This window comes from Streptomyces sp. NPDC002602, from assembly GCF_042889445.1.
Classification (GTDB): Bacteria; Actinomycetota; Actinomycetes; order Streptomycetales; family Streptomycetaceae; genus Streptomyces.
In genome coordinates this window covers 196632-217314 of the sequence record NZ_JBIAQX010000002.1, presented here as the reverse complement: position 1 = coordinate 217314, position 20683 = coordinate 196632, and the positions used below count along the sequence as shown (strand labels likewise).

7 protein-coding genes are annotated in these 20683 nt (G+C 71.0%); 4 read left to right on the top strand and 3 right to left on the bottom strand.

The window, feature by feature from the left end; all coding sequences use genetic code 11:
- Positions 1-647: 647 nt before the first annotated feature.
- Together ACFYW3_RS06310 and pulA are read left to right on the top strand one after the other, a co-directional pair.
- Entirely contained in the window at positions 648-2384 is a 1737-nt protein-coding gene (locus tag ACFYW3_RS06310; protein ID WP_389385692.1) for a carbohydrate-binding module family 20 domain-containing protein, read from the top strand.
- Positions 2385-2481: 97 nt separating this feature from the next.
- On the top strand, positions 2482-7836 hold the full coding sequence (gene pulA, locus ACFYW3_RS06305) for a pullulanase-type alpha-1,6-glucosidase (RefSeq protein WP_389385691.1): 5355 nt from the start codon (positions 2482-2484) through the stop codon (positions 7834-7836).
- A 159-nt stretch (positions 7837-7995) separates the two neighbouring features.
- Here the strand turns inward: pulA and ACFYW3_RS06300 are convergent, their stop codons facing one another.
- From ACFYW3_RS06300 to ACFYW3_RS06290, 3 genes are all read right to left on the bottom strand, one after another.
- Positions 7996-8607, bottom strand: a complete 612-nt coding sequence (locus tag ACFYW3_RS06300) for a polysaccharide deacetylase (protein ID WP_389385690.1) — start codon at positions 8605-8607, stop codon at positions 7996-7998.
- Positions 8608-8861: 254 nt separating this feature from the next.
- The gene (locus ACFYW3_RS06295) at positions 8862-9386 is read right to left on the bottom strand and encodes a GNAT family N-acetyltransferase (protein WP_053676125.1); all 525 of its coding nucleotides are present in this window, start codon (positions 9384-9386) and stop codon (positions 8862-8864) included.
- Positions 9387-9438: 52 nt separating this feature from the next.
- A complete protein-coding gene (locus ACFYW3_RS06290; protein ID WP_053676124.1) occupies positions 9439-10149 on the bottom strand; it encodes a TetR/AcrR family transcriptional regulator in 711 nt (236 codons plus the stop codon).
- Positions 10150-10435: 286 nt separating this feature from the next.
- On the opposite strand from ACFYW3_RS06290, the gene ACFYW3_RS06285 reads away from it, so the two are divergent.
- Both ACFYW3_RS06285 and ACFYW3_RS06280 read left to right on the top strand, forming a co-directional pair.
- Positions 10436-14116, top strand: coding sequence for a LamG-like jellyroll fold domain-containing protein (locus tag ACFYW3_RS06285; RefSeq protein WP_389385689.1), 3681 nt, complete (start codon positions 10436-10438; stop codon positions 14114-14116).
- A gap of 67 nt (positions 14117-14183) precedes the next feature.
- Positions 14184-20666 carry an RHS repeat-associated core domain-containing protein gene (locus tag ACFYW3_RS06280; RefSeq protein ID WP_389385688.1) on the top strand — a complete coding sequence of 2161 codons (6483 nt, stop codon included), beginning with the start codon at positions 14184-14186 and terminating at the stop codon, positions 20664-20666.
- Positions 20667-20683: the final 17 nt, after the last annotated feature.

Below are 20683 nucleotides of genomic sequence, written 5' to 3'. Positions count from 1 at the left end.
GCAACCGCCCACGTCCTGTCGCGGCTTGTGTCCAGCGCACGACGAGTTGCAGACGCTGAGTCGAGATCAACCGCCCACGTCCTGTCGCGGCTTGTGTCCAGCGCGCGACGGGCTGCAGACGCTGAGCCGAGAGCAAGTGCGTAGCGATCTGCCGCGACCTCGGGCGTGTCCGCTCGCGACTTCTTGATGTGCTGTTCGGGGGGGCCCGGTGAGCGGAGCGTCCTCGTACCTCTCTGACCGCCCCGTTCTCCCTCCCCCTACCCCCCGGCCATCCTTCGGGGGCTTCCCGACAGTCTTGGCATTTCGGTTCGGGCCGGTCGGTCAAGGGTGGCCGCAGGCCATCGCGAAGCGACGCGAGCGCAGCGAGCGCCCTTGAGGGACCGGGCCGAACCGGAAGGACAGTGGACTGACGGGAAGCCCCCAACCCCTTCACACCCCCGCCCGAGCGGACCCCGCCCACCCCCGCCCCCGCCCCACTCGGAACCCCCGCCCCACCAAAGCCCCCCGCCCCCGCCCCCGGCGTTCCGGCACAGACCGGGACACGTCGACGAAACAATTCTGCAATCCCTTGCGCAAGGTCTTGCAGGGGTTCGGCCTGGCACCTACCGTCGCTGAAATCCCCACCTCTTCCGCCAGGAGGCCCCCGCATGCCTGCCAGAGTCGTCAGCGCTGCAAGAACCACCAGAACCGCCAGGGCCACAACCCTGGTCGCCGCCACCGCACTTGTCGCCGCGTCCTTCACCGTTCAGGCCCCCCGGGCGGTCGCCGCCGCTCCCGGGGCCAAGGACGTCACCGCCGTGTTGTTCGAGTGGCGCTTCGACTCCGTCGCGCGGGCCTGCACCGACAGCCTGGGACCCGCCGGGTACGGGTACGTCCAGGTGTCGCCTCCGCAGGAGCACATCCAGGGCGACCAGTGGTGGACCTCGTACCAGCCCGTCAGCTACAAGATCGCCGGGCGGCTCGGTGACCGGACGGCCTTCAAGGCGATGGTCGACACCTGTCACGCCGCCGGCGTGAAGGTGGTCGTCGACTCCGTCATCAACCACATGGCCGCCGCCGACGGCACCGGGACGGGCGGCTCTTCGTATACGAAGTACGGCTACCCCGGCCTCTACTCCGGCGCCGACATGGACGACTGTCGGGCGACGATCTCGAACTACCGGGACCGGGGCAACGTCCAGAACTGCGAACTGGTGCAGCTCGCCGACCTCGACACCGGCGAGGACCACGTGCGCGGCCGGATCGCCGGCTACCTCAACGACCTGCTCTCCCTGGGCGTCGACGGATTCCGGATCGACGCGGCCAAGCACATGTCGGCCGCCGACCTCGCCGACATCAAGTCGCGGCTGACCAACCCCTCCGCCTACTGGAAGCAGGAGGCGATCTTCGGCGCGGGCGAGGCCGTGTCGCCGTCGGAGTACCTGGGCAACGGGGACGTGCAGGAGTTCCGGTACGCCCGTGACCTGAAGCGGGTCTTCCAGAGCGAGAGCCTCGCCCACCTGAAGAACTTCGGCGAGGCGTGGGGGTACATGCCCTCCGGGCAGTCCGCCGTCTTCGTCGACAACCACGACACCGAGCGCGGCGGTGACACCCTCAGCTACAAGGACGGGTCCGCCTACACCCTCGCCAACGTCTTCATGCTGGCCTGGCCGTACGGATCGCCGGACGTGCACTCCGGCTACGAGTGGAGCCAGAAGGACGCCGGTCCGCCCAACGGCGGCTCGGTGAACGCCTGTTACGCCGACGGCTGGAAGTGTCAGCACGCCTGGCGGGAGATCTCCTCCATGGTGGGCTTCCGCAACGCCGCGCGCGGCCAGTCCGTCACCGACTGGTGGGACAACGGCGGTGACCAGATCGCGTTCGGGCGCGGTGCCAAGGCGTACGTGGCGCTCAACCACGAGGGCTCGGCGCTGACCCGTACCTTCCAGACGTCCCTGCCGGCGGGTGGCTACTGCGACGTCCAGAGCGGGCGCACGGTCACGGTCGACTCGGCCGGCCGGTTCACGGCCACGTTGGGCGCCGGCAGTGCGGTGGCCCTGCACGTGAACGCCCGTACCTGCGCCGGCGGCGGCACCCCGCCGCCCGCCTCGGAGGCCGGGGCCTCGTTCGGCGTGAACGCCTCCACGGTCCTCGGCCAGAACATCCACGTGACGGGTGACCGGGCCGAGCTGGGGAACTGGAACACCTCCGTCGCCCCGAAGCTGGACCCGGCGGCCTACCCGGTGTGGAAGCTCGACGTCTCGCTCCCGCCCGGCACCTCCTTCTCGTACAAGTACGTGCGCAAGGACGCCTCCGGGAACGTCACCTGGGAGAGCGGCGCCAACCGCTCCGCCACCGTTCCCGCGAGCGGCCGGGTCACGTTGACCGACACCTGGCGCAACTGAGCCCGCCCCCCTGAACCAGGGCCGCCCGGCACCTCACTCCCCGCCACCGCCGGGCGGTCCTCGTCCCACGCAGACACGTGACCGAGGAGTCCTTGCCTTGATACGCCCCGCCGCGGGAGTGATCGCCGCCACCCTGGCCGTGACGCTCCTGCCCGCCCTCCCGGCGTCGGCCGCCTCCCGGCCGCCGGCTCCGCCCTCGGACGCCGCGCTGGCGGCCGAGCCGGCCCGCCACGATCTGACCCGGGAGCAGTTCTACTTCGTGCTCCCGGACCGGTTCGCGAACGGCGATCCGCGCAACGACCGGGGCGGGCTGACCGGCTCCCGGCTGGAGACCGGCCTGGACCCGACGGACAAGGGCTTCTACCAGGGCGGTGACCTCAAGGGGCTGACGGACCGGCTCGACTACATCAAGGGGCTCGGCACGACGGCCATCTGGATGGCGCCGATCTTCAAGAACCAGCCGGTGCAGGGCGCGGGCGCCGACGTCTCGGCGGGCTACCACGGCTACTGGATCACCGACTTCACGCAGGTGGACCCGCACTTCGGGACCAACGCCGACCTGGAGCGGCTGATCGACAAGGCGCACCGGAAGGGGATGAAGGTCTTCTTCGACGTCATCACCAACCACACCGCCGACGTCATCGACCACCGTGAGGCCTCCCGCGGCTACCTCTCCAAGGGCGCCTTCCCGTACCTGACCAAGGACGGGGTCCCCTTCGACGACTCCGACCACGCGGACGGGAAGCGGAAGTTCCCGGCGACGGACGCCGATTCCTTCCCCCTCACCCCCGTCGTGCCCGCGGCGAAGAAGAAGGTCAAGGTCCCGTCCTGGCTCAACGATCCGTCGATGTACCACAACCGGGGCGACTCCACCTTCGCCGGCGAGTCCTCCGAGCAGGGTGACTTCTCCGGCCTCGACGACCTGTGGACCGAGCGTCCCGAGGTGGTCGAAGGGATGGAGAAGATCTACGAGAAGTGGGTGCGGGACTTCGACATCGACGGCTTCCGGATCGACACGGTCAAGCACGTCGACACCGGGTTCTGGACGCAGTGGGCCACTGCCCTGGACGCGTACGCGGCCAAGCGGGGCCGCGAGGACTTCTTCATGTTCGGCGAGGTGTACTCCGCCGACACCGCCGTCACCTCCCCGTACGTGACCCGGGGCCGGCTCGACGCCACCCTCGACTTCCCGCTCCAGGACGCGATCCGCGCGTACGCCTCCCAGGGTGCGGGGGCCTCGCGCCTGGGCTCGGTGCTGGCCGACGACTACCGGTACACCACCGACAAGGCGAACGCCTACGAGCAGGTCACCTTCCTCGGCAACCACGACATGGGCCGCTTCGGGACCTTCCTGAAGCAGGACCGGCCGCAGGCGGGGGAGCGGGAGCTGCTGGACCGCTACCGGCTGGCCAACGAGTTGATGTTCCTCTCCCGGGGCAATCCGGTGATCTACTCGGGTGACGAGCAGGGCTTCACGGGCGCCGGCGGTGACAAGGACGCCCGGCAGCCGCTCTTCGCCTCGCGGACCGCCGACTACCTGGACGACGACCAGCTCGGCACGGCGCGCACCCACGCGAGCGAGGCCTACGATCCGGAGCACCCGCTCTACCGGCAGATCAGTGCTCTCGCGAAGCTGACCCGGGACCATCCGGCCCTGCGGGACGGTGTCCAGAGCGCGCGCCTGGACACCGACTCCGTGCACGCGGTCGCCCGGACCGACGCCCGTACCCGTACCGAGTACCTGGTGGCCTCGAACAACGCGACCGGGCCCCGCACCGTGGAGCTCGACGCGCCGGCGGGCGCCGGCTACCGCACCCTGTACGGCGGCACCTCCCCGTACGCCGGCACCGTGCGCGCCTCCGCCGCCGGCAAGCTCACCGTCACCGTTCCCGCGCTGGGCTCGGTGGTCCTCCGGGCGACCGCCCCCCTGGCCCCGCCCGCGACCGGGCCGTCCCTGACCCTGAAGGCCCCGGCCACCGGCGCCACCGGCACCGTCGAGCTGTCCGCCGAGGTCACCGGGGGCTCCCTGAACCGGGTCGTGTTCGCGGCCCAGGCAGGCGCCGGGAAGTGGCAGGTCCTCGGCTCGGCCGACCACGCCCCGTACCGGGTCACCCAGCACGTCACGGCCGCGCCCGGCACCCCGCTGCGCTACAAGGCGGTCGTCGTCGACTCCGCCGGTCGCACGGCGAGCGCCCTCGCCGAGTCCGTCGCCGGCCAGGCACCGCCCGTCGAGACCCCGGGTGCGACGCAGCGCGAGTACGCGGTGGTGCACTACAACCGGCCCGACGGCGACTACGCGAACTGGCGGCTGTACGCCTGGGGCGACATCGCCGAGGGCGAGGCCACGCCCTGGCCCGAGGGGCACGCTTTCACCGGCCGTGACGGGTACGGCGCCTTCGCGTACGTCCGGCTGAAGCCCGGAGCCTCCTCGGTGAACTACCTGGTCATCGACAAGGACGGCAACAAGGACGTCGCCGCGGACCGCGTCGTCGACGTGACGAGGACCGGCGAGATCTGGCTCGAACAGGGCAAGGAGGCGGCCCGCACCGAACGCCCCGCCCAACCGCCGCAGGACACCACCAAGGCCGTCCTCCACCACCACCGCCCCGACGGCGCCTACGACGGCTGGGGCCTGCACGTCTGGGCCGGCGCCGCGACCCCCACCGACTGGTCGAAGCCCCTCCGGCCCACCCGCGTCGACTCCTACGGCGCGGTCTACGAGGTCCCGCTCGCCGAAGGCGCCCGGAGCCTGAGCTACATCCTCCACAAGGGCGACGAGAAGGACCTGCCCACCGACCAGTCGCTGGACCTGAAGGCCACCGGCCACGAGGTGTGGATGCTCGGCGGCAAGGAGCGCTACCTCCTGCCGCAGCCCGCCGGTTCGGCCGCCGCCCTGGACCTCACCAAGGCCGAGGCCCTCTGGATCGACCGCGACACCGTCGCCTGGAAGGCCCCCGAAGCCGCCGCCTCCCTCCAGCTCCTCGCCTCCCGCGAGGGCCGCATCACCGTCGACGACGGACGGCTGAAGGAGGAGGGCGCCGCCTGGTTGCGCCTGAACCGCTCCGAACTCACCGCCGCCCAGAAGAAGAAGTTCCCGCACCTGGCCTCGTACGCCGCCTTCACCGTCGACGCCCGCGACCGCGACCGGGTCCGCGAGGCCCTGCGCGGCCAGCTCGTCGCGAGCGCCCGCGCCGCGAACGGCGCCGTCCTCGCGGCCACCGGCGTGCAACTCGCCGGAGTCCTCGACGACCTGTACGCCACCACGGCCGCGCTCGGCCCCGTCTTCAAGGACGGCCGCCCCACCCTCTCCGTCTGGGCGCCCACCGCCCGGAAGGTCTCCCTCGAACTCGACGGCCGTACCGTCGCCATGCGACGCGACGACGCCACCGGCGTCTGGTCCGTGCGCGGCGAGCGGAGCTGGACCGGCAAGCCGTACCGCTACGACGTCACCGTCTGGGCCCCGAGCACCCGCCGGATGGTCCGCAACCTGGTCACCGACCCGTACTCCACCGCCCTGACCACCGACTCCGCCCGCAGCCTGGCCGTGGACCTCACCGACCCGAAGCTCGCCCCGGCAGGCTGGCGGAACCTCAAGAAGCCCGCACCCGTCCCCTTCACCTCCGCGCAGATCCAGGAACTCCACGTCCGGGACTTCTCCGTCGCGGACCGCACCACCACCCACCCCGGCCAGTACCTGGCCTTCACCGACACCGGCTCGGCCGGCATGCGGCACCTGCGCGACCTCGCCGCCGCCGGCACCTCCTACGTCCACCTGCTGCCGGCCTTCGACATCGGCACCGTCCCGGAGAAGCCCGCCGACCGCACCGAACCGGCCTGCGACCTGAAGGCGTACGCCCCCGACAGCGAACAGCAGCAGGCCTGCGTGAGCGCCGCCGCCGCGAAGGACGCCTACAACTGGGGCTACGACCCGCTGCACTACACCGTGCCGGAGGGCTCCTACGCGAGCGACCCGAACGGCACCGCCCGCACGGTCGAGTTCCGCAGGATGGTCCAGTCGCTGAACGGCGCCGGACTGCGCACGGTCATGGACGTGGTCTACAACCACACCGTGGCCGCCGGGCAGTCGGACAAGTCGGTCCTCGACCGGATCGTGCCCGGCTACTACCAGCGGCTGCTGCCCGACGGCTCGGTGGCCACCTCCACCTGCTGCGCCAACACCGCCCCCGAGAACGCCATGATGGGCCGGCTCGTCGTCGACTCGATCGTCACCTGGGCCAGGGAGTACAAGGTCGACGGCTTCCGCTTCGACCTCATGGGGCACCACCCGAAGGACAACATCCTGGCCGTGCGCGAGGCCCTCGACGGGCTGACCCTCGCCAAGGACGGGGTCGACGGAAAGCGGATCGTCCTCTACGGCGAGGGCTGGAACTTCGGCGAGGTCGCCGACGACGCCAGGTTCGTGCAGGCCACGCAGAAGAACATGGCCGGCACCGGAATCGCCACCTTCTCCGACCGCTCCCGCGACGCGGTCCGCGGCGGCGGCCCCTTCGACGAGGACCCCGGCGTCCAGGGCTTCGCCTCCGGACTGTTCACCGCGCCCAACTCCTCGCCCGCGAACGGCACTCCCGAGCAGCAGCGGTCCCGGCTGCTGCACGCCCAGGACCTGATCAAGGTCGGGCTGACCGGCAACCTCGCCTCGTACGCCTTCACCGACACCTCCGGCCGTCGGATCAAGGGCTCCGAGCTGGACTACAACGGCGCCCCGGCCGGCTACGCCGCCGCTCCCGGCGACGCCCTGGCCTACGCCGACGCGCACGACAACGAGTCCCTGTACGACGCCCTGACCTTCAAGCTCCCGAAGGGGACCCCGGAGGCGGACAAGGCGCGCATGCAGGTCCTCGCCATGGCCACCGCGACCCTTTCGCAGGGCCCGGCCCTCTCCCAGGCGGGCACCGACCTGCTGCGTTCGAAGTCGCTGGACCGCAACTCGTTCGACAGCGGCGACTGGTTCAACGCCATCCACTGGGACTGCCGTGACGGCAACGGCTTCGGCCGGGGCCTCCCGCCGGCCGCCGACAACCAGCCCAAGTGGCCCTACGCGAAGCCCCTCCTGACCGGCCCGGCCCCCGGCTGCCCCGAGATCACCGGAACCTCCGCCGCCCACCGCGACCTGCTCAGGATCCGTACGACGGAACCGGCCTTCGCCCTCACCACGGCCGACGCCGTCCAGCGGACCATCGGCTTCCCGCTCTCCGGGACCGGGGAGACCCCCGGAGTGATCACGATGACCGCCGGGGACCTGGTGGTGGTCTTCAACGCCACCCCGGGCGTTCAGTCCCAGCGGGTGGCCGACCTCGCCGGCCGCGCCTACGCACTGCACCCGATCCAGGTCGCGGGTGCCGACGCGACCGTGAAGGGGTCGACGTACGACACGAGGACAGGGCAGTTCACCGTCCCGGCCCGGACGGTCGCGGTCTTCAAGCGCGGCTGACCGCTCCTTCCCCTTCCCCTTCCCCTGCGACGCGGCGGTGCCGGACCCGGTCCGGCACCGCCGCCGCACGTGGTGCGGGTGTCAGGCATCAGACGTCAGGCATTCGGGCACCGGGCGTCGGGCGTCGCACACCGGGCGCCCGGTGTCGGGTGCCGGACGTCAGACCCAGACGCGGACGGCTTCCATCCGCAGCGCCTGCCCGGTGGTCCCGGCGTACACCGGGTTCCCCGCCACCGTGTTCAGCCACCCGTGGGTCGCGACGTGCGCCTGCGCCCCCACACCGCCGGAACCGACCTGTACGCCGAGGGCCTCCATCCGGCGCGCCTGCCCGGTGGTGCCCACCGTCACGGCCGCGCCCTCCCCGGCACAGGCCCAGCCCTGCCAGCCGACGTCGGCGAGGTGCGCGTTGGCGCAGACACCGCCGACCCCGCGCGTGGCGATCACCAGGGCCTCCATGCGGCGGCCCTGCCCGGTCGTCCCGGCCACCTGGCCGTCGCACACCGCCGCCTGCCAGCCCACGTCCTGCACGTGCGCGGCGTAACAGACCGTGCGGGCGTTCGGCGCCAACGACCGCTGCCTGGCCGTCGCCGCCTCCACCTCCGCGATCACCGCGGCGGGCGCCTGCACGGCGCCGCCCGCGATCGCCCTGTCGCTCGCCGGGGCCGGCGCCGACGGCCCGCCCTGGGCCTGCGCCACCCCCGAGGCACCCAGTACCCCCGCCAACGCCATGCCCAACACGGCGCCCGCGGCCCTGCTCATGGAACTCTTCACGGCTTTCCCCTCCTGGTACCGACTGGTCGGGCCCATCAGTACCGGGGCGCCGTCGCGGACGGCAACCGGTTGCGGGCGCCACGGCCGAGAGAAGGCCCGACATGGCGCGCGCCGGGGACTTGCGCCCGCCACCCGCCCCGTGCGTCGAGGGCGTCGGTCCGAGGCCGGTCCCAGGTCGGTCCCAGGCCGGACCGAGGTCGGTCCGAGGCCGGTCCCAGGTCGGTCCCAGGCCGGACCGAGGTCGGTCCGACGCGTCAGACGTCGAGGCGCCGTTCCATCAGGATCACCCCGTACACCCGGCCGTCCTTGCCCTGCTTCGAGGGGCATTCGCCGACCACCCGGTAGCCCGCGCCCTGGTAGTACGCGAGCAGCCGCGGGTTGGTCGACACGCAGTCCAGTCGGGCCCGCTCCCGGCCGGTCCGGGCGATCCGGTACTCGGCGTGTTCGAGTATCCGCATGCCGGCTCCGGCGGGCGCGGCACTCCGCTCGATCATCAGCCGGTGGATGTAGCCGGCCACCGGAGGCTGGACTCCCCACGCCTCCTCGTCGGACCACCACAACTCGTAGGCGCCCACGACCCGTCCGTCGGCGTCCTCGGCGATCCACACCTCGCCCTCGCGGATCCTGGCCCGGAAGTGCTCGGCGTCCTTGTCACCCGGTTTCCACTGGTCGATCCCGTTGGCGCGCATCCACCGGGCGGCCTGGTCGTGCAGCTTCACCAGCGTGCCGGCGTCCTTCTCCACGGCCTGCCGGAACAACATTCCGTCGTCAATGATCACTCGGGCATTATTCCGCCACCGGGCCGCCGCGTCATGATCGGTGTGGTCATGATCAGCGTGAACGGGGAACCGTGGTCGGCACGATCGCCGCCAGCCGCCCGACCAGCACCCCGAACGGCCCGTCGGCCGGCTCGTCGGCCAGGATGCGCACCAGGATCCCCGCCATCTCCTCGTCGTACGCGGCGCTCACGGCGGCCAGTGCCGCGAAGTCGTGCACCAACTGGAGTTCCAGCTCGTTGCGGGGGATCTTCCGCCCGTCGAGCCAGATCAACGCCGTGGACTCGGCGAGCGACACCCACGTGCGGACCACCAGCTCCATCCGCGCGGGCGGCTTCTCGATCCGCAGGTGCGTGATGATCTGCTCGTACGCGGCCTGCCTGACCTCGTCGATCATCGCGTTGGCCCGGCTGCTCCCGGCCGCCGGTCCGCCCCGCATCAGGGCCGAGAATCCGGGCCCGTGGTCGTCGACGAACGCGAAGAACCGGCCCATGACCCGCAGCAACCGGGCCCCGAGCGGACCCTCCTGCGGCTCGACGAACCGTTGCGCCAGCTCATCGGCGGCCCGTCGCAGCGCGGCCTCGTACAGGCTGAGCTTGCCCGGAAAGTAGTGGTAGACGAGCGGCCTCGATATCCCGGCCGCCGCCGCGATCTCGTCGATCGACACATCGTCGGGCGACCGGTGGCTGAACAGCTCCAGGGCCACCCCGATCAGCTGCTGCCGCCGCTCCTCGACACCCATCCTGCGTCGCACCCCGGTTGTCATGCGGACACCATACTTCGCCCGCCACATCCCCTGACCAGAGCACCTTCCCCCGCGTCCGCCCGCTTCGCCGGACCGCGCGCACCCGTTCCGCCGCTCCCTGTCGGGTGGCGTCGCCGGATTCCTCCGCGAGGCGCCGCACGGATCGTTTCTCGTCAATCGTATATCCGCCAACTGCCTTGTCTTGTACGGGAGTTGGGCGTCAGCGTACATTCGCGATCGCGATGTGCGGCTGAGTGCGTCGCCTGGAGTCCGGGGAGGCTCCGTTGTCATCGGGGGATGAGAAAAAATGCCTTCACGAAGAATCCCGCGGCTTCGCCATGCCATGGCGGCCGCGCTCGGTGCGTTGGTCATGGCGGGTTTCCTGCCCGGGCACGTGCCGATGGCCGCGGCCCTGGCCGCCGCCGGGAGTCCCACGCCGACCGAGGGGCAGAACGCGCTCCGTGTGGCGGGGGAGACGGGTGAGCCGGTTGAGGTTGTCGGTCAGAGGACCGAGTTCACCACCACGTACGCAAATCCGGACGGGAAGTCGTTCCGGTTGGACCAGTCCGTGGTCCCCGTCCGGGTCAAGGGGGAGGCCGGCGCCTGGGTCGAGCCGGACGCCACCCTGCGCTTGCGCGCCGACGGGACGGTGGGCCCGAAGGCTGCCGCCGCCGGCGTGACCTTCTCGGGCGGCGGAGAGCGGGACAGCCTCGTCACCATCGACCGCGGGGGCCGATCGCTGTCCTTCGGCTGGCAGGGTTCCCTGCCCGAACCGGTACTCGAAGGGGACAGCGCCGTGTACGCCGAGGTGCTGCCCGGCGTCGACCTGCGGATGACCGCGACCACGGAGGGCTTCCGCGAGGTCCTCGTGGTGAAGACCGCGGAAGCCGCGAAGAACCCGAGGCTCCGCAGCGTGGAGTTCGACCTCAGGGCGCATCAGCTCCAGGTGAGCGGCAGCACGGAAGGCGGCCTGGTGGCCGCCGACGCCGACGGCAACCCCGTCTTCAGCGCACCACCCGCCCAGATGTGGGATTCGAAGGGGGATGCCGCCGCCGCGCCGCAGTCGGCCCGCGCCGCCCGCTCGGCGGCCAAGGCCGAAGGCGGCACCGCGCCGTCGGCTCGCGCGGGGACACGCTCCGAGGACCACCCCGCCGACGGGCCGAGCCCGGGCGACGGGGTCGCGGACCTTCCGGTCCGGGTGGGCGCCGACTCCCTCACCGTCGTCCCGGACGCCACGCTGCTGGCCCAGACCGACCCGGCGGCGTACCCGCTGTACATCGACCCGTCCGTCTCCCTCGACGACGGTCGGGAGCACACGGCGCTCCGCGATGACGGTGTCACGTTCTGGAACTGGGACAACGGCAAAGACAACTTCGGCAAGGGCATGGGCAAGTGCGGTTCCTGGAGCGGCTACTACTGCGGGCCGGGCTACGCGCAACGCCTCTACTTCGAGTTCTCGCCGAAGAAGCTCGCCGGCAAGGAGATCCTCGCCGCCCGCTTCCGGGTCACCGAGCCCTGGGCGTTCCAGTGCGATCCCCGCAACGTTTGGCTGGTCCGCGTCGCCGGGGAGATCACCCCGTCCACGACGTGGGGCAACAAGCCCGCGTACGCCGACCTGATGGGCGACCGCTCGGTGTCCGCGGGCCGGGGATCGGCCTGCGATCCCGACAAGCCTCCGGCGCCGATCGAGTTCTCCGACAGTCCGGACGAGCCGGACGAGAACCTGACCCCCACCGTCCGTGACTTCGCGGCCGGCCGCTTCAGCCGTCTGACGCTGGAACTGCGCGCCGAGAACGAGTCGGACACGGCCGCCTGGAAGCGCTTCCGCAACGACGCGGTGCTGTCCGTCGACTACATGGGCAAGCCCGAGACCCCCCGTGAGGTGGGCCTGATCGCGGGCTCCGGACAGGTCTGCTCGACGGACGAGAGCGTCCCCTCCACGGTCTCCGACCCGACTCCGGCCCTGACCGCCACCACCGAAACGGTTCCCGGAGGCGAGGGCGAGGCATCGCTCCGCATCGCGATGGTGACGGAGAAGAAGGGGGCCGACGGCAACTGGACGGCGGTCAAGGCCCGCCCGGGAGACGGCAACGCCATCGAACGCCCCACCGCGGGTCACGTGGGGGACAACGTGAAGATCACCACCGATCCGCCGGCGACCCTGGCGGAGGACACCCTCCATCGCTTCCGGGCAACCACCAGGTCCTTCGCGGGCAGCCGGCTCCTTGAGAGCAGGGCCTCGGCGTACTGCTACTTCAAGGTGGACAGCACCGCCCCCAAGGCGCCGTCGATCATCTTCGGGAGCCCGTACAGCGCCTGCACCAGCACGGGTTGCGAGGCGGCGGGAGGCCCGGGTGTCCCCGGCACCTTCCAGATCCGTGCCGCGACGGGTGACGTCAACAACATGTACCGCTACAAGCTGGCCACGGACAAGGACTGGAAGGTGAGCCTCGGGGGCAGTGCCCCCCTGACGATCACTCCGCCCGTCTCCGGGACCACGCGCCTGAGCGTGATGGCCCGAGACCGCCAGATGCGCTGGGGACCCGAGAACATCGTCGACTTCGTGGTGCGGGAAGGCTCCGGGCCCGTCGCCCACTGGAACTTCGACGAGTCCTCCGGCCAGGCCGTCGACGTCTCGACCGGCGACCCGAAGCTGAGGGACGACGCGGACCTGTCGCCGGGTGCCTCCCGCCCCGAGAACGGCCGCCGCGGCCGGCTCGAGACCCCGACCCCGCACCACGATCGGGCACTGCGGCTGAACGGCGTGGACCAGTACGCGCTGACCGCCAAGCCGGTCGTCGACACCAGGGCCTCGTTCACGATCGCGGGCTGGAGCAGGCTGGACCGCGTCGACCGGTCGGCGACCATGGCCGCGCAGGTGGGGGGCACGCATCAGAGCGGCGTGGCCCTCACCCAGGCCGCGAACGGCGCCTGGTCCGTACGGATGGCCGAGGCGGACGGCCCGAACGGCTGGTCCAGCGTCCACGGCGTCGCGGCGGGCAGCCCGGCCGTCGCCGGAGTCTGGACACACGTGGCCGCCACGTACAACGCCTCGAGCCGCAAGGTGAAGCTGTACGTCAACGGTCGCCCCCAGGGCGAGGCGACCGTGGCCAACCCCCTCGTCTCGACGGGACCGATGGCCATCGGCATGGTCAAGGACCGCGGCGCCTGGACCGAGCACTTCCCCGGCAGGATCGACGAACTCAAGGTCTGGCAGGACGCCCTGAGCGATCTCGCCGTCGAGCAGGACGCCGCCCTGATCGACCCGGCGACGGGCAGGCCTCACGTGGACCTGGCCGGCGCCTGGGACCTGACCGGCACGACCGGCGGCCCCCTGACGGACACCACCGGCAACGGCCGCCCGCTCACCCTCGCGTCGGGTGCCCGGGTCTCCGGCGGAACCCTGCTTCTCGACGGCAAGGCGCAGGCGGCCACCGCCGCCGGGCCGCTGGTGGACGACACCGGCTCCTTCACGGTCACGGCCGAGGTGGCGCCGGACCGGGCCACGATGCTGGCCCGCCCCAACGGATCCACCTCACAGGTCATCGGTCAACGCACGGCCGGCGGGTCCTCGTGGGGGTTGTGGTTCGAGAAGTCGGGCAACGTCAGCGTCCCCGACCCGGACGACCCCTCCAAGAGCCGCACCGAAGTCGAGGGGAAGTGGCGGTTCGGCCGGCTGACCGCCGACGGCTCCGGCCCCTCGGTGGCGAGCTCGGCGGTCATCCTGTCCGGCACACCCGTACAGGTGACCGGCGTACACGACGTACGACAAGGAACGGTCAGCCTCTATCTCGGAGCCACTCCGCAGGCCACGCCCCTGGCGTTCACCGCCGTCGCGGGAAGCGGAGAACTCGCCGTGGGCAAGGGCTTCACGGGCGGGAACTGGAGCCACCACCTCCCCGGCACCGTGAAGGGCATGCGCGTCTGGTCAGGAGCAATGACCGACGCCGCGCAGGTGCAAGACGTCGTACTCACCCCGAGCCGCTGAGGAAACCCCTGTGTCCAACAACGCGTTACCAAGACGACTACGACACCGCCGGCGCCTCCCGTTCATCGTGGCCCTGGCCTTCGCCCTGTCGGTACCCGCTTCCCTGACACCCCTCGCGAGCGCGGCCGAACTCCCGGGCGCCCCGAACATCGCCAAACCTCGTGCGGCCAAGGTCCGCGCGATCGACGTCCAAGGAGCCGAGGCGGCCCGGCAGCGCGTCGCGCGCGCCAAGGCCGAGAACAAGGTCCAGGCCGACCGGGCCCGGGCCGAGGCGAAGTCCCGGTGGCCCAAGGCGGCCACCCTGGTCCAGCAGGTGGCGGGCGACAAGGGCGCGGGCCGGGCGGCGAAGTCCCCCCTGGTCGGCCTGCGCCCCTCCACGTCCGCCCTGGGCGGGGCGTTCGCCCGCACCCTGGGCGGGAAGGCCACCGTCAAGGTGCTCGACCAGAGCGCCGCGGAGCGCGCCGGCATCACGGGCGTGCTCTTCTCGGCCACGGCAGAGCAGCCCGGTCCGGCCCGGGTGACCGTGGACTACTCGTCATTCGCCGCCGCCGTCGGCGGCGGATGGTCCACCCGCCTCGGCCTGGTCGGCCTGCCGGCCTGCGCGCTGACCAGCCCCGAGAAGGAGGAGTGCCGCACCGCGATCCCCCTGCCGTCGGAGAACGACCTCAAGGACCGCTCGGTGAGCGGCAGGCTCGCCGCGGTCCCCGCCGCCTCCGCGGCGACGCCCGCCGTCTTCGCCCTGACCGCGACCGCAACACCGTCCCCCAAGGGAGCGGGCGACTTCTCGGCGACGCCGCTGTCCGCGGCCTCGACCTGGTCGTCCGGCGCGTCCTCGGGATCGTTCAGCTGGTCCTACCCGCTGACCGTCCCGGCCGCGGCGGCCGGCCCCTCACCGTCGCTGTCGTTCTCCTACAACTCGGGCAGCGTCGACGGCCGGACCGCCAACACCAACAACCAGGGCTCCCAGGTCGGCGAGGGCTTCGACCTGACCTCCTCGTACGTGGAGCGCAAGTACGGCTCCTGCGACGACGACGGGCAGAAGGACAAGTTCGACCTCTGCTGGAAGTACGAGAACGCCTCCCTCGTGCTCAACGGCAAGGCGACCGAGCTCGTCAAGGACGACACCACGGGCACGTGGCGACTCGCCGACGACGACGGCTCCCAGGTCACCCGGGGAACCGGCGCGGCCAACGGCGACGGCGACGGCGAGTACTGGAAGGTGGTCACCGGCGACGGCACCGCCTACACCTTCGGCCTGAACCGGCTCCCGGGCGCCGGCACCGAGCGCACCAACTCCACCTGGAGCGTCCCGGTCTTCGGGGACGACAAGGACGAGCCGGGCCACGGCAACGGCTCCGCGTTCGCCGATCGCGCCGAGACCCAGGCCTGGCGCTGGAACCTCGACCTCGTGGAGGACATCCACGGCAACGCCTCCAGCTACTGGTACACGGCGGAGACGAACAACTACGCGAAGACCGGCGACAAGGCCAAGCTCGTCGCCTACACGGCGGGCGGCGGCCTGAAGGAGATCCGGTACGGGCAGCGCGCCGACGCGCTGTTCACCGCGAAGCCCTCCCACAAGGTCACCTTCGACCACGCCGAGCGCTGCTTCGCCGCCAAGTGCGACGCCCTCACCAAGGACACCTCGGACAACTGGCCCGACGTCCCGTTCGACTCGATCTGCGCGGCGGGCAGCACCGACTGCAAGGCCAAGGCGCCCGCGTTCTTCACCCGCAAGCGGATGACCGGCGTCACGACGCACGCCTGGTCCACGGCCGTCGAGCCCGACGCGTACGTACCGGTCGACTCCTACGCCCTCACCCAGGAGTACCTGGACGCCGGCGACCTGGGTGACACCACCGACCAGACCCTGGTCCTGAAGTCCCTCCAACGCACGGGCCACACCGGCGCACCCGTCCAGGTCCCGCCGGTCGACTTCACCTACCACATGCGCCCCAACCGGGTGGACGCCGACGGCGACGACATCGTCCCGCTCAACCGGCCGCGGATCAACACGGTCACCTCGGAGACCGGCGCCATCACCACGGTCACCCTGTCGAACCCGGAGTGCGTGCGGGGCAGCCGGATGCCGGCCGCCGAGGACGCCGGCACGATGTCCTGCTACCCGGTCTACTGGCCGATCAACGGGGGCGAACCCAAACTCGACTGGTTCCACAAGTACAACGTCAGCGCCATCACGGTCGCGGACCCGGCCGGCCACAACGAACTGCTCGAACACTCCTACACGTACGAGAACCCGGCCTGGCACCACAACGACGACCCGCTCACACCCGAGGACGAGCGGACCTGGTCACAGTGGCGGGGCTACGGCAAGGTCACCGCGTACACGGGAGCCGCGGACCGCACGCGCTCCAAGACGGTCAGCGTCTTCATGCAGGGCATGAACGGCGACAAGCGCAAGGGGACGACCACCCCCCGCACCGCCGTCGTCACCGGCGTCGAGGTACCCGGCGTGACGGTGCCGCGCGTCAACGACGACGCCCCGTACTCCGGCTCGCTGCGCCAGGAGGTGACCTACGACGGGGCCTCACCGGTCTCCGTCACCGTCAACGACCCCTGGAGCCGCGAGACGGCCGTTCAACAGAAGTCGTACGCGGACATCAAGGCCCACTACGTCCGCACGGCCGGCGTCTCCTCCCACACCCGCCTGGCCGCCACGAACACCTGGCGCGGCACACGCGTCGACACCACCTACGACGACCACGGCATGAAGTCGTCGACCTCGTCGTCCGGGGACACCGCGAAGTCCGGCGACGAAACCTGCACCCGCGTCTGGTACGCGCGCAACGACGCCAAGGGCCTGACGAGCCTCGTCTCACGCACCAGGACCGTCGCGGCGCCCTGCGCGACGACCGACGACAAGCTGAACCTGCCCACCACGTCCGCCACCCGGGGTGACGTCCTCTCCGACACGGCGACGGTCTACGACAATGCCTCCGCCACCGGCTGGACCGCCGGCCAGACACCCGTCCTGGGGCTGGCCACCTGGGCGGGCCGCGCCCAGTCCTACCCGGCGCGCTCGGGCACCACCGACCGCGACCCGGCGGTGTCCGGCGGCTGGCAGACCGTGTCGAGGACGACGTACGACACGGCGACGGTCCGCCTCGGACGCCCGCTGACGGTCGCCGACGCCGCCGGGAACACGACGACCACCGGCTACACGCCCGCCGGCGCGGGGCCCCTGACCGCGACCCTGGTGACCAGCCCGCGACTGGCGTCGAACGGACAACAGCACAAGTCCTACACCGAGGTGGACCTGCGCGGCGCGACCGTGCGCTCGGTGGACGCCAACGCGAAGGAGACCCACCACCGCTACGACGCCCTCGGCCGGATCACCGCGAGTTGGCTGCCCAACCGGAGCGTCACCAGCGAGATCCCCAACGTCACCTACGGCTACTCGCTGGCCCGCGGGACCCAGCCGTGGACCTCCGTGTCCACGTTGGAGGCCGACGGGACCTCGTACCGCACCAGCTACTCGATCGCCGACGCGCTCCTGCGCCCCCTCCAGACGCAGTCCCCCTCGCCGAGCGGCGGCCGCGTCCTCACCGACACCCGCTACGACTCCCGGGGCCTGGCCCACGAGACGTACGCCGACATCTGGGACCGGGGCAAAGCCCCCGAGGGCGTCTACACCAGGGCCGAGTTCGGCGGCGCACCCTCCCAGACCCAGACCGTCTTCGACGGCGCGGGCCGACCGATCACCAACACCCTGCTCGTCCACGGCGTCCGGAAGTGGTCCACCACCACCAGCTACACCGGCGACTCGGTGGCCACCACGGCGCCCCAGGGCGGCACCGCCGTCCGCACGATCACCGACGCGCTCGGCCGGACCACCGAGACCCGCACCTACGGCGCCACCACCCCCGACGACCCGGCCTACGGGGGCACCACACCCGCCGCCTACACGAGCGTCCTCCACGGCTACACCGCGGACGGCAAGGAATCCACGATCACCGGCCCCGACCAGGCGAAGTGGACGTACACGTACGACCTCTTCGGCCGTCGGATCACGACGACCGACCCGGACAAGGGCGCGAGCTCGACGACGTACACCCCCCTGGACCAGGCGGCGACCGGCACGGACTCCCGCAACACGGTGCTGGAGTTCGAGTACGACGAGCTGGGTCGCAAGACGGGCATGTGGAAGTCGCCGAAGTCCGACGCGAACAAGCTCACCGCGTGGACGTACGACACCGTCCTCAAGGGGCAGCCGTCGGCCTCCATCCGCTACGAGGGAGGCGTGACGGGCAAGGCCTACACCAAGTCGATCGTCGCGTACGACAAGCTCGGTCGGCCGGAGAAGAACCGGCTCACGCTTCCCGCCGACGACCCGCTGGTCACCTCCGGCGCCATCGCGCAGTCCACGGACTACGCCGTGAACCTCCGCCTCGACGGCACGGTGAACACCACGACCGTGGCCGCGGCCGGCGGACTGCCGGCGGAGACCCTCCAGGTGAAGTACGACGCCTACGGCCTGCCCGACTCCTACTCCGGAACGACCGGCTACGTCCAGGACGTGGCGTACTCCCCGTTGGGCGACGTCCAGCAGATGACCCTGGCGCGCTCCGGCGCCGCCGGCGTCAGGAAGGTGTTCCTCGGCAACACGTACGAGGACGGCACCCGCCGCGTGCTGAGGACGACCGTCAACGACCAGAGCCACACCGGCTTGGTCCAGGAGCTGACCTACGGATACGACCAGGCCGGCAATGTCCTGTCGGTCTTCGACTCGGCGCCGCTGAGCGGCTTCGCCAAGGCCGACAACCAGTGCTTCGCCTACGACGGCCAACGCCGACTGAACGAGGCATGGACCCCGAAGACGGCCGACTGCTCCCTGTCCGGACGCACCGTCGCGAACATCGACGGCGCGGCCCCGTACTGGAACAGCTACACGTACACCGGCGACGGCCGGCGGGCCACGGAGAAGACCAACACGGGCACCCCCTCCACACGCGTCCACTGCTACGACCCGGGCCGCCCGCACGCCCTCGCGGCGACCACGACGGGCGGGACCTGCGCGGGCATCGCGGCGCAGTACACCTACGACACGGCCGGCAACACCCTCACACGAGCCGAGACCCCGGGCAACGCGGCCACGCAGACCCTGACCTGGACCGCCGAGGGCAAGCTCGGCCGGCTCACGGAGGGGACCACGGCAACGGACTACCTGTACGACGCCGAGGGCCAACTCCTCATCCGCCGCGCAGTGAACGGGGAGACCGTTCTCTACACCGGCGCCACCGAGGTCCACCTCAAGGGCACCAAGAAGTGGGCCACCCGCTCCTACACCCTGGGCGGCACCAAGGTCGCGGTCCGCACCAACGAGTCGGGCACCTCGCGACTCTCCTTCACCGCCGGCGACCGCAACGGCACGATGAGCCTCTCGGTGGCCGACGACGACAACCAGACCCTGTCCAAGCGGTACACGACCCCCTTCGGTGCCACCCGCGGCACCAACCCGACGACGTGGCCGGACGACAAGCGCTTCCTGGACAAGCCGGTCGACGCCAACACCGGCCTCACCCACATCGGCGTCCGCGAGTACGACCCCCTGACGGGACGCTTCCTCAGCGTCGACCCGGTCCTCGTGACGGACTCGGCCCAGTCCCTGAACGGGTACGGCTACGCCAACAACAACCCGGTCACCACCTCCGACCCCTCGGGCGCCTGCCCCGACATCGACTGCCCCACCCGCGGCCCGAACGGGCACAACGACACCCCGCTCCCCGCGGACTCCCCGGCCCAGCAGCACAACACCGGCGCGCAGAGCGCGAGTAGTGGCGGCGGCGGCGGCGGTGGCGGTGGCGGTGGCGGTGGCGGTGGCCGGGGCTCCGGCAAGAGGGGAACCGCGACCGGCATGGGCAACGGATGCCCCGAGGGGATGTCCCGCTTCTGCGGCCCGCTCTATGGTGGCCCTCCGATTGTGCTGGCTCCGCAGGTTCCGTACGCACTTCCGCTGTCGCTGCTGGAGCCCGAATGCCCGAAGGGCATGATGACAACTCGCTGCCTGACCGACGTTTCGCCGGGGAAGATCCTCCTGGATCCCTTCAACGATGGGAACGATGAAAACGGAGCCAATGATCTGGCCTTCGGCTATGCGTCCCTCACGAGCGGATGTGCTGCACGAGCCGCACAGTATGTGTGCTTCGAGCACTCCCCTGGAGGCGATCAACCCATGACGGTGGGGGACGTGCTGTTCTATCCGGGCAATCGGCATGATTTCACAACTCAACTCAACCGTGAATGGAACAAGAGGGAGGAAATCAAGAAGGATTGGGGTCAGCGGAAGGCGGCAGAATTTGGCCCTGATTTGGAGAAACATGAGGCGATTCATTCACATCAGTGGGCTTCCTTCAGCAGTGCCTCCTTCTTCATGACGGCCTATGCGGTGGAATCCGGTAGGTCGGTAGTTCGTGTCGGTGGTCCGTGGCCTGCGCATGCGAACAAGTATGAGCTTGAAGCCAACCTTTGGTGGGGTGGATACCTGAAGTTCCACAATCCGCGGGCCGATCCCGTCGGCGGACCTCGATGAGAATCTCACTCCTTGAA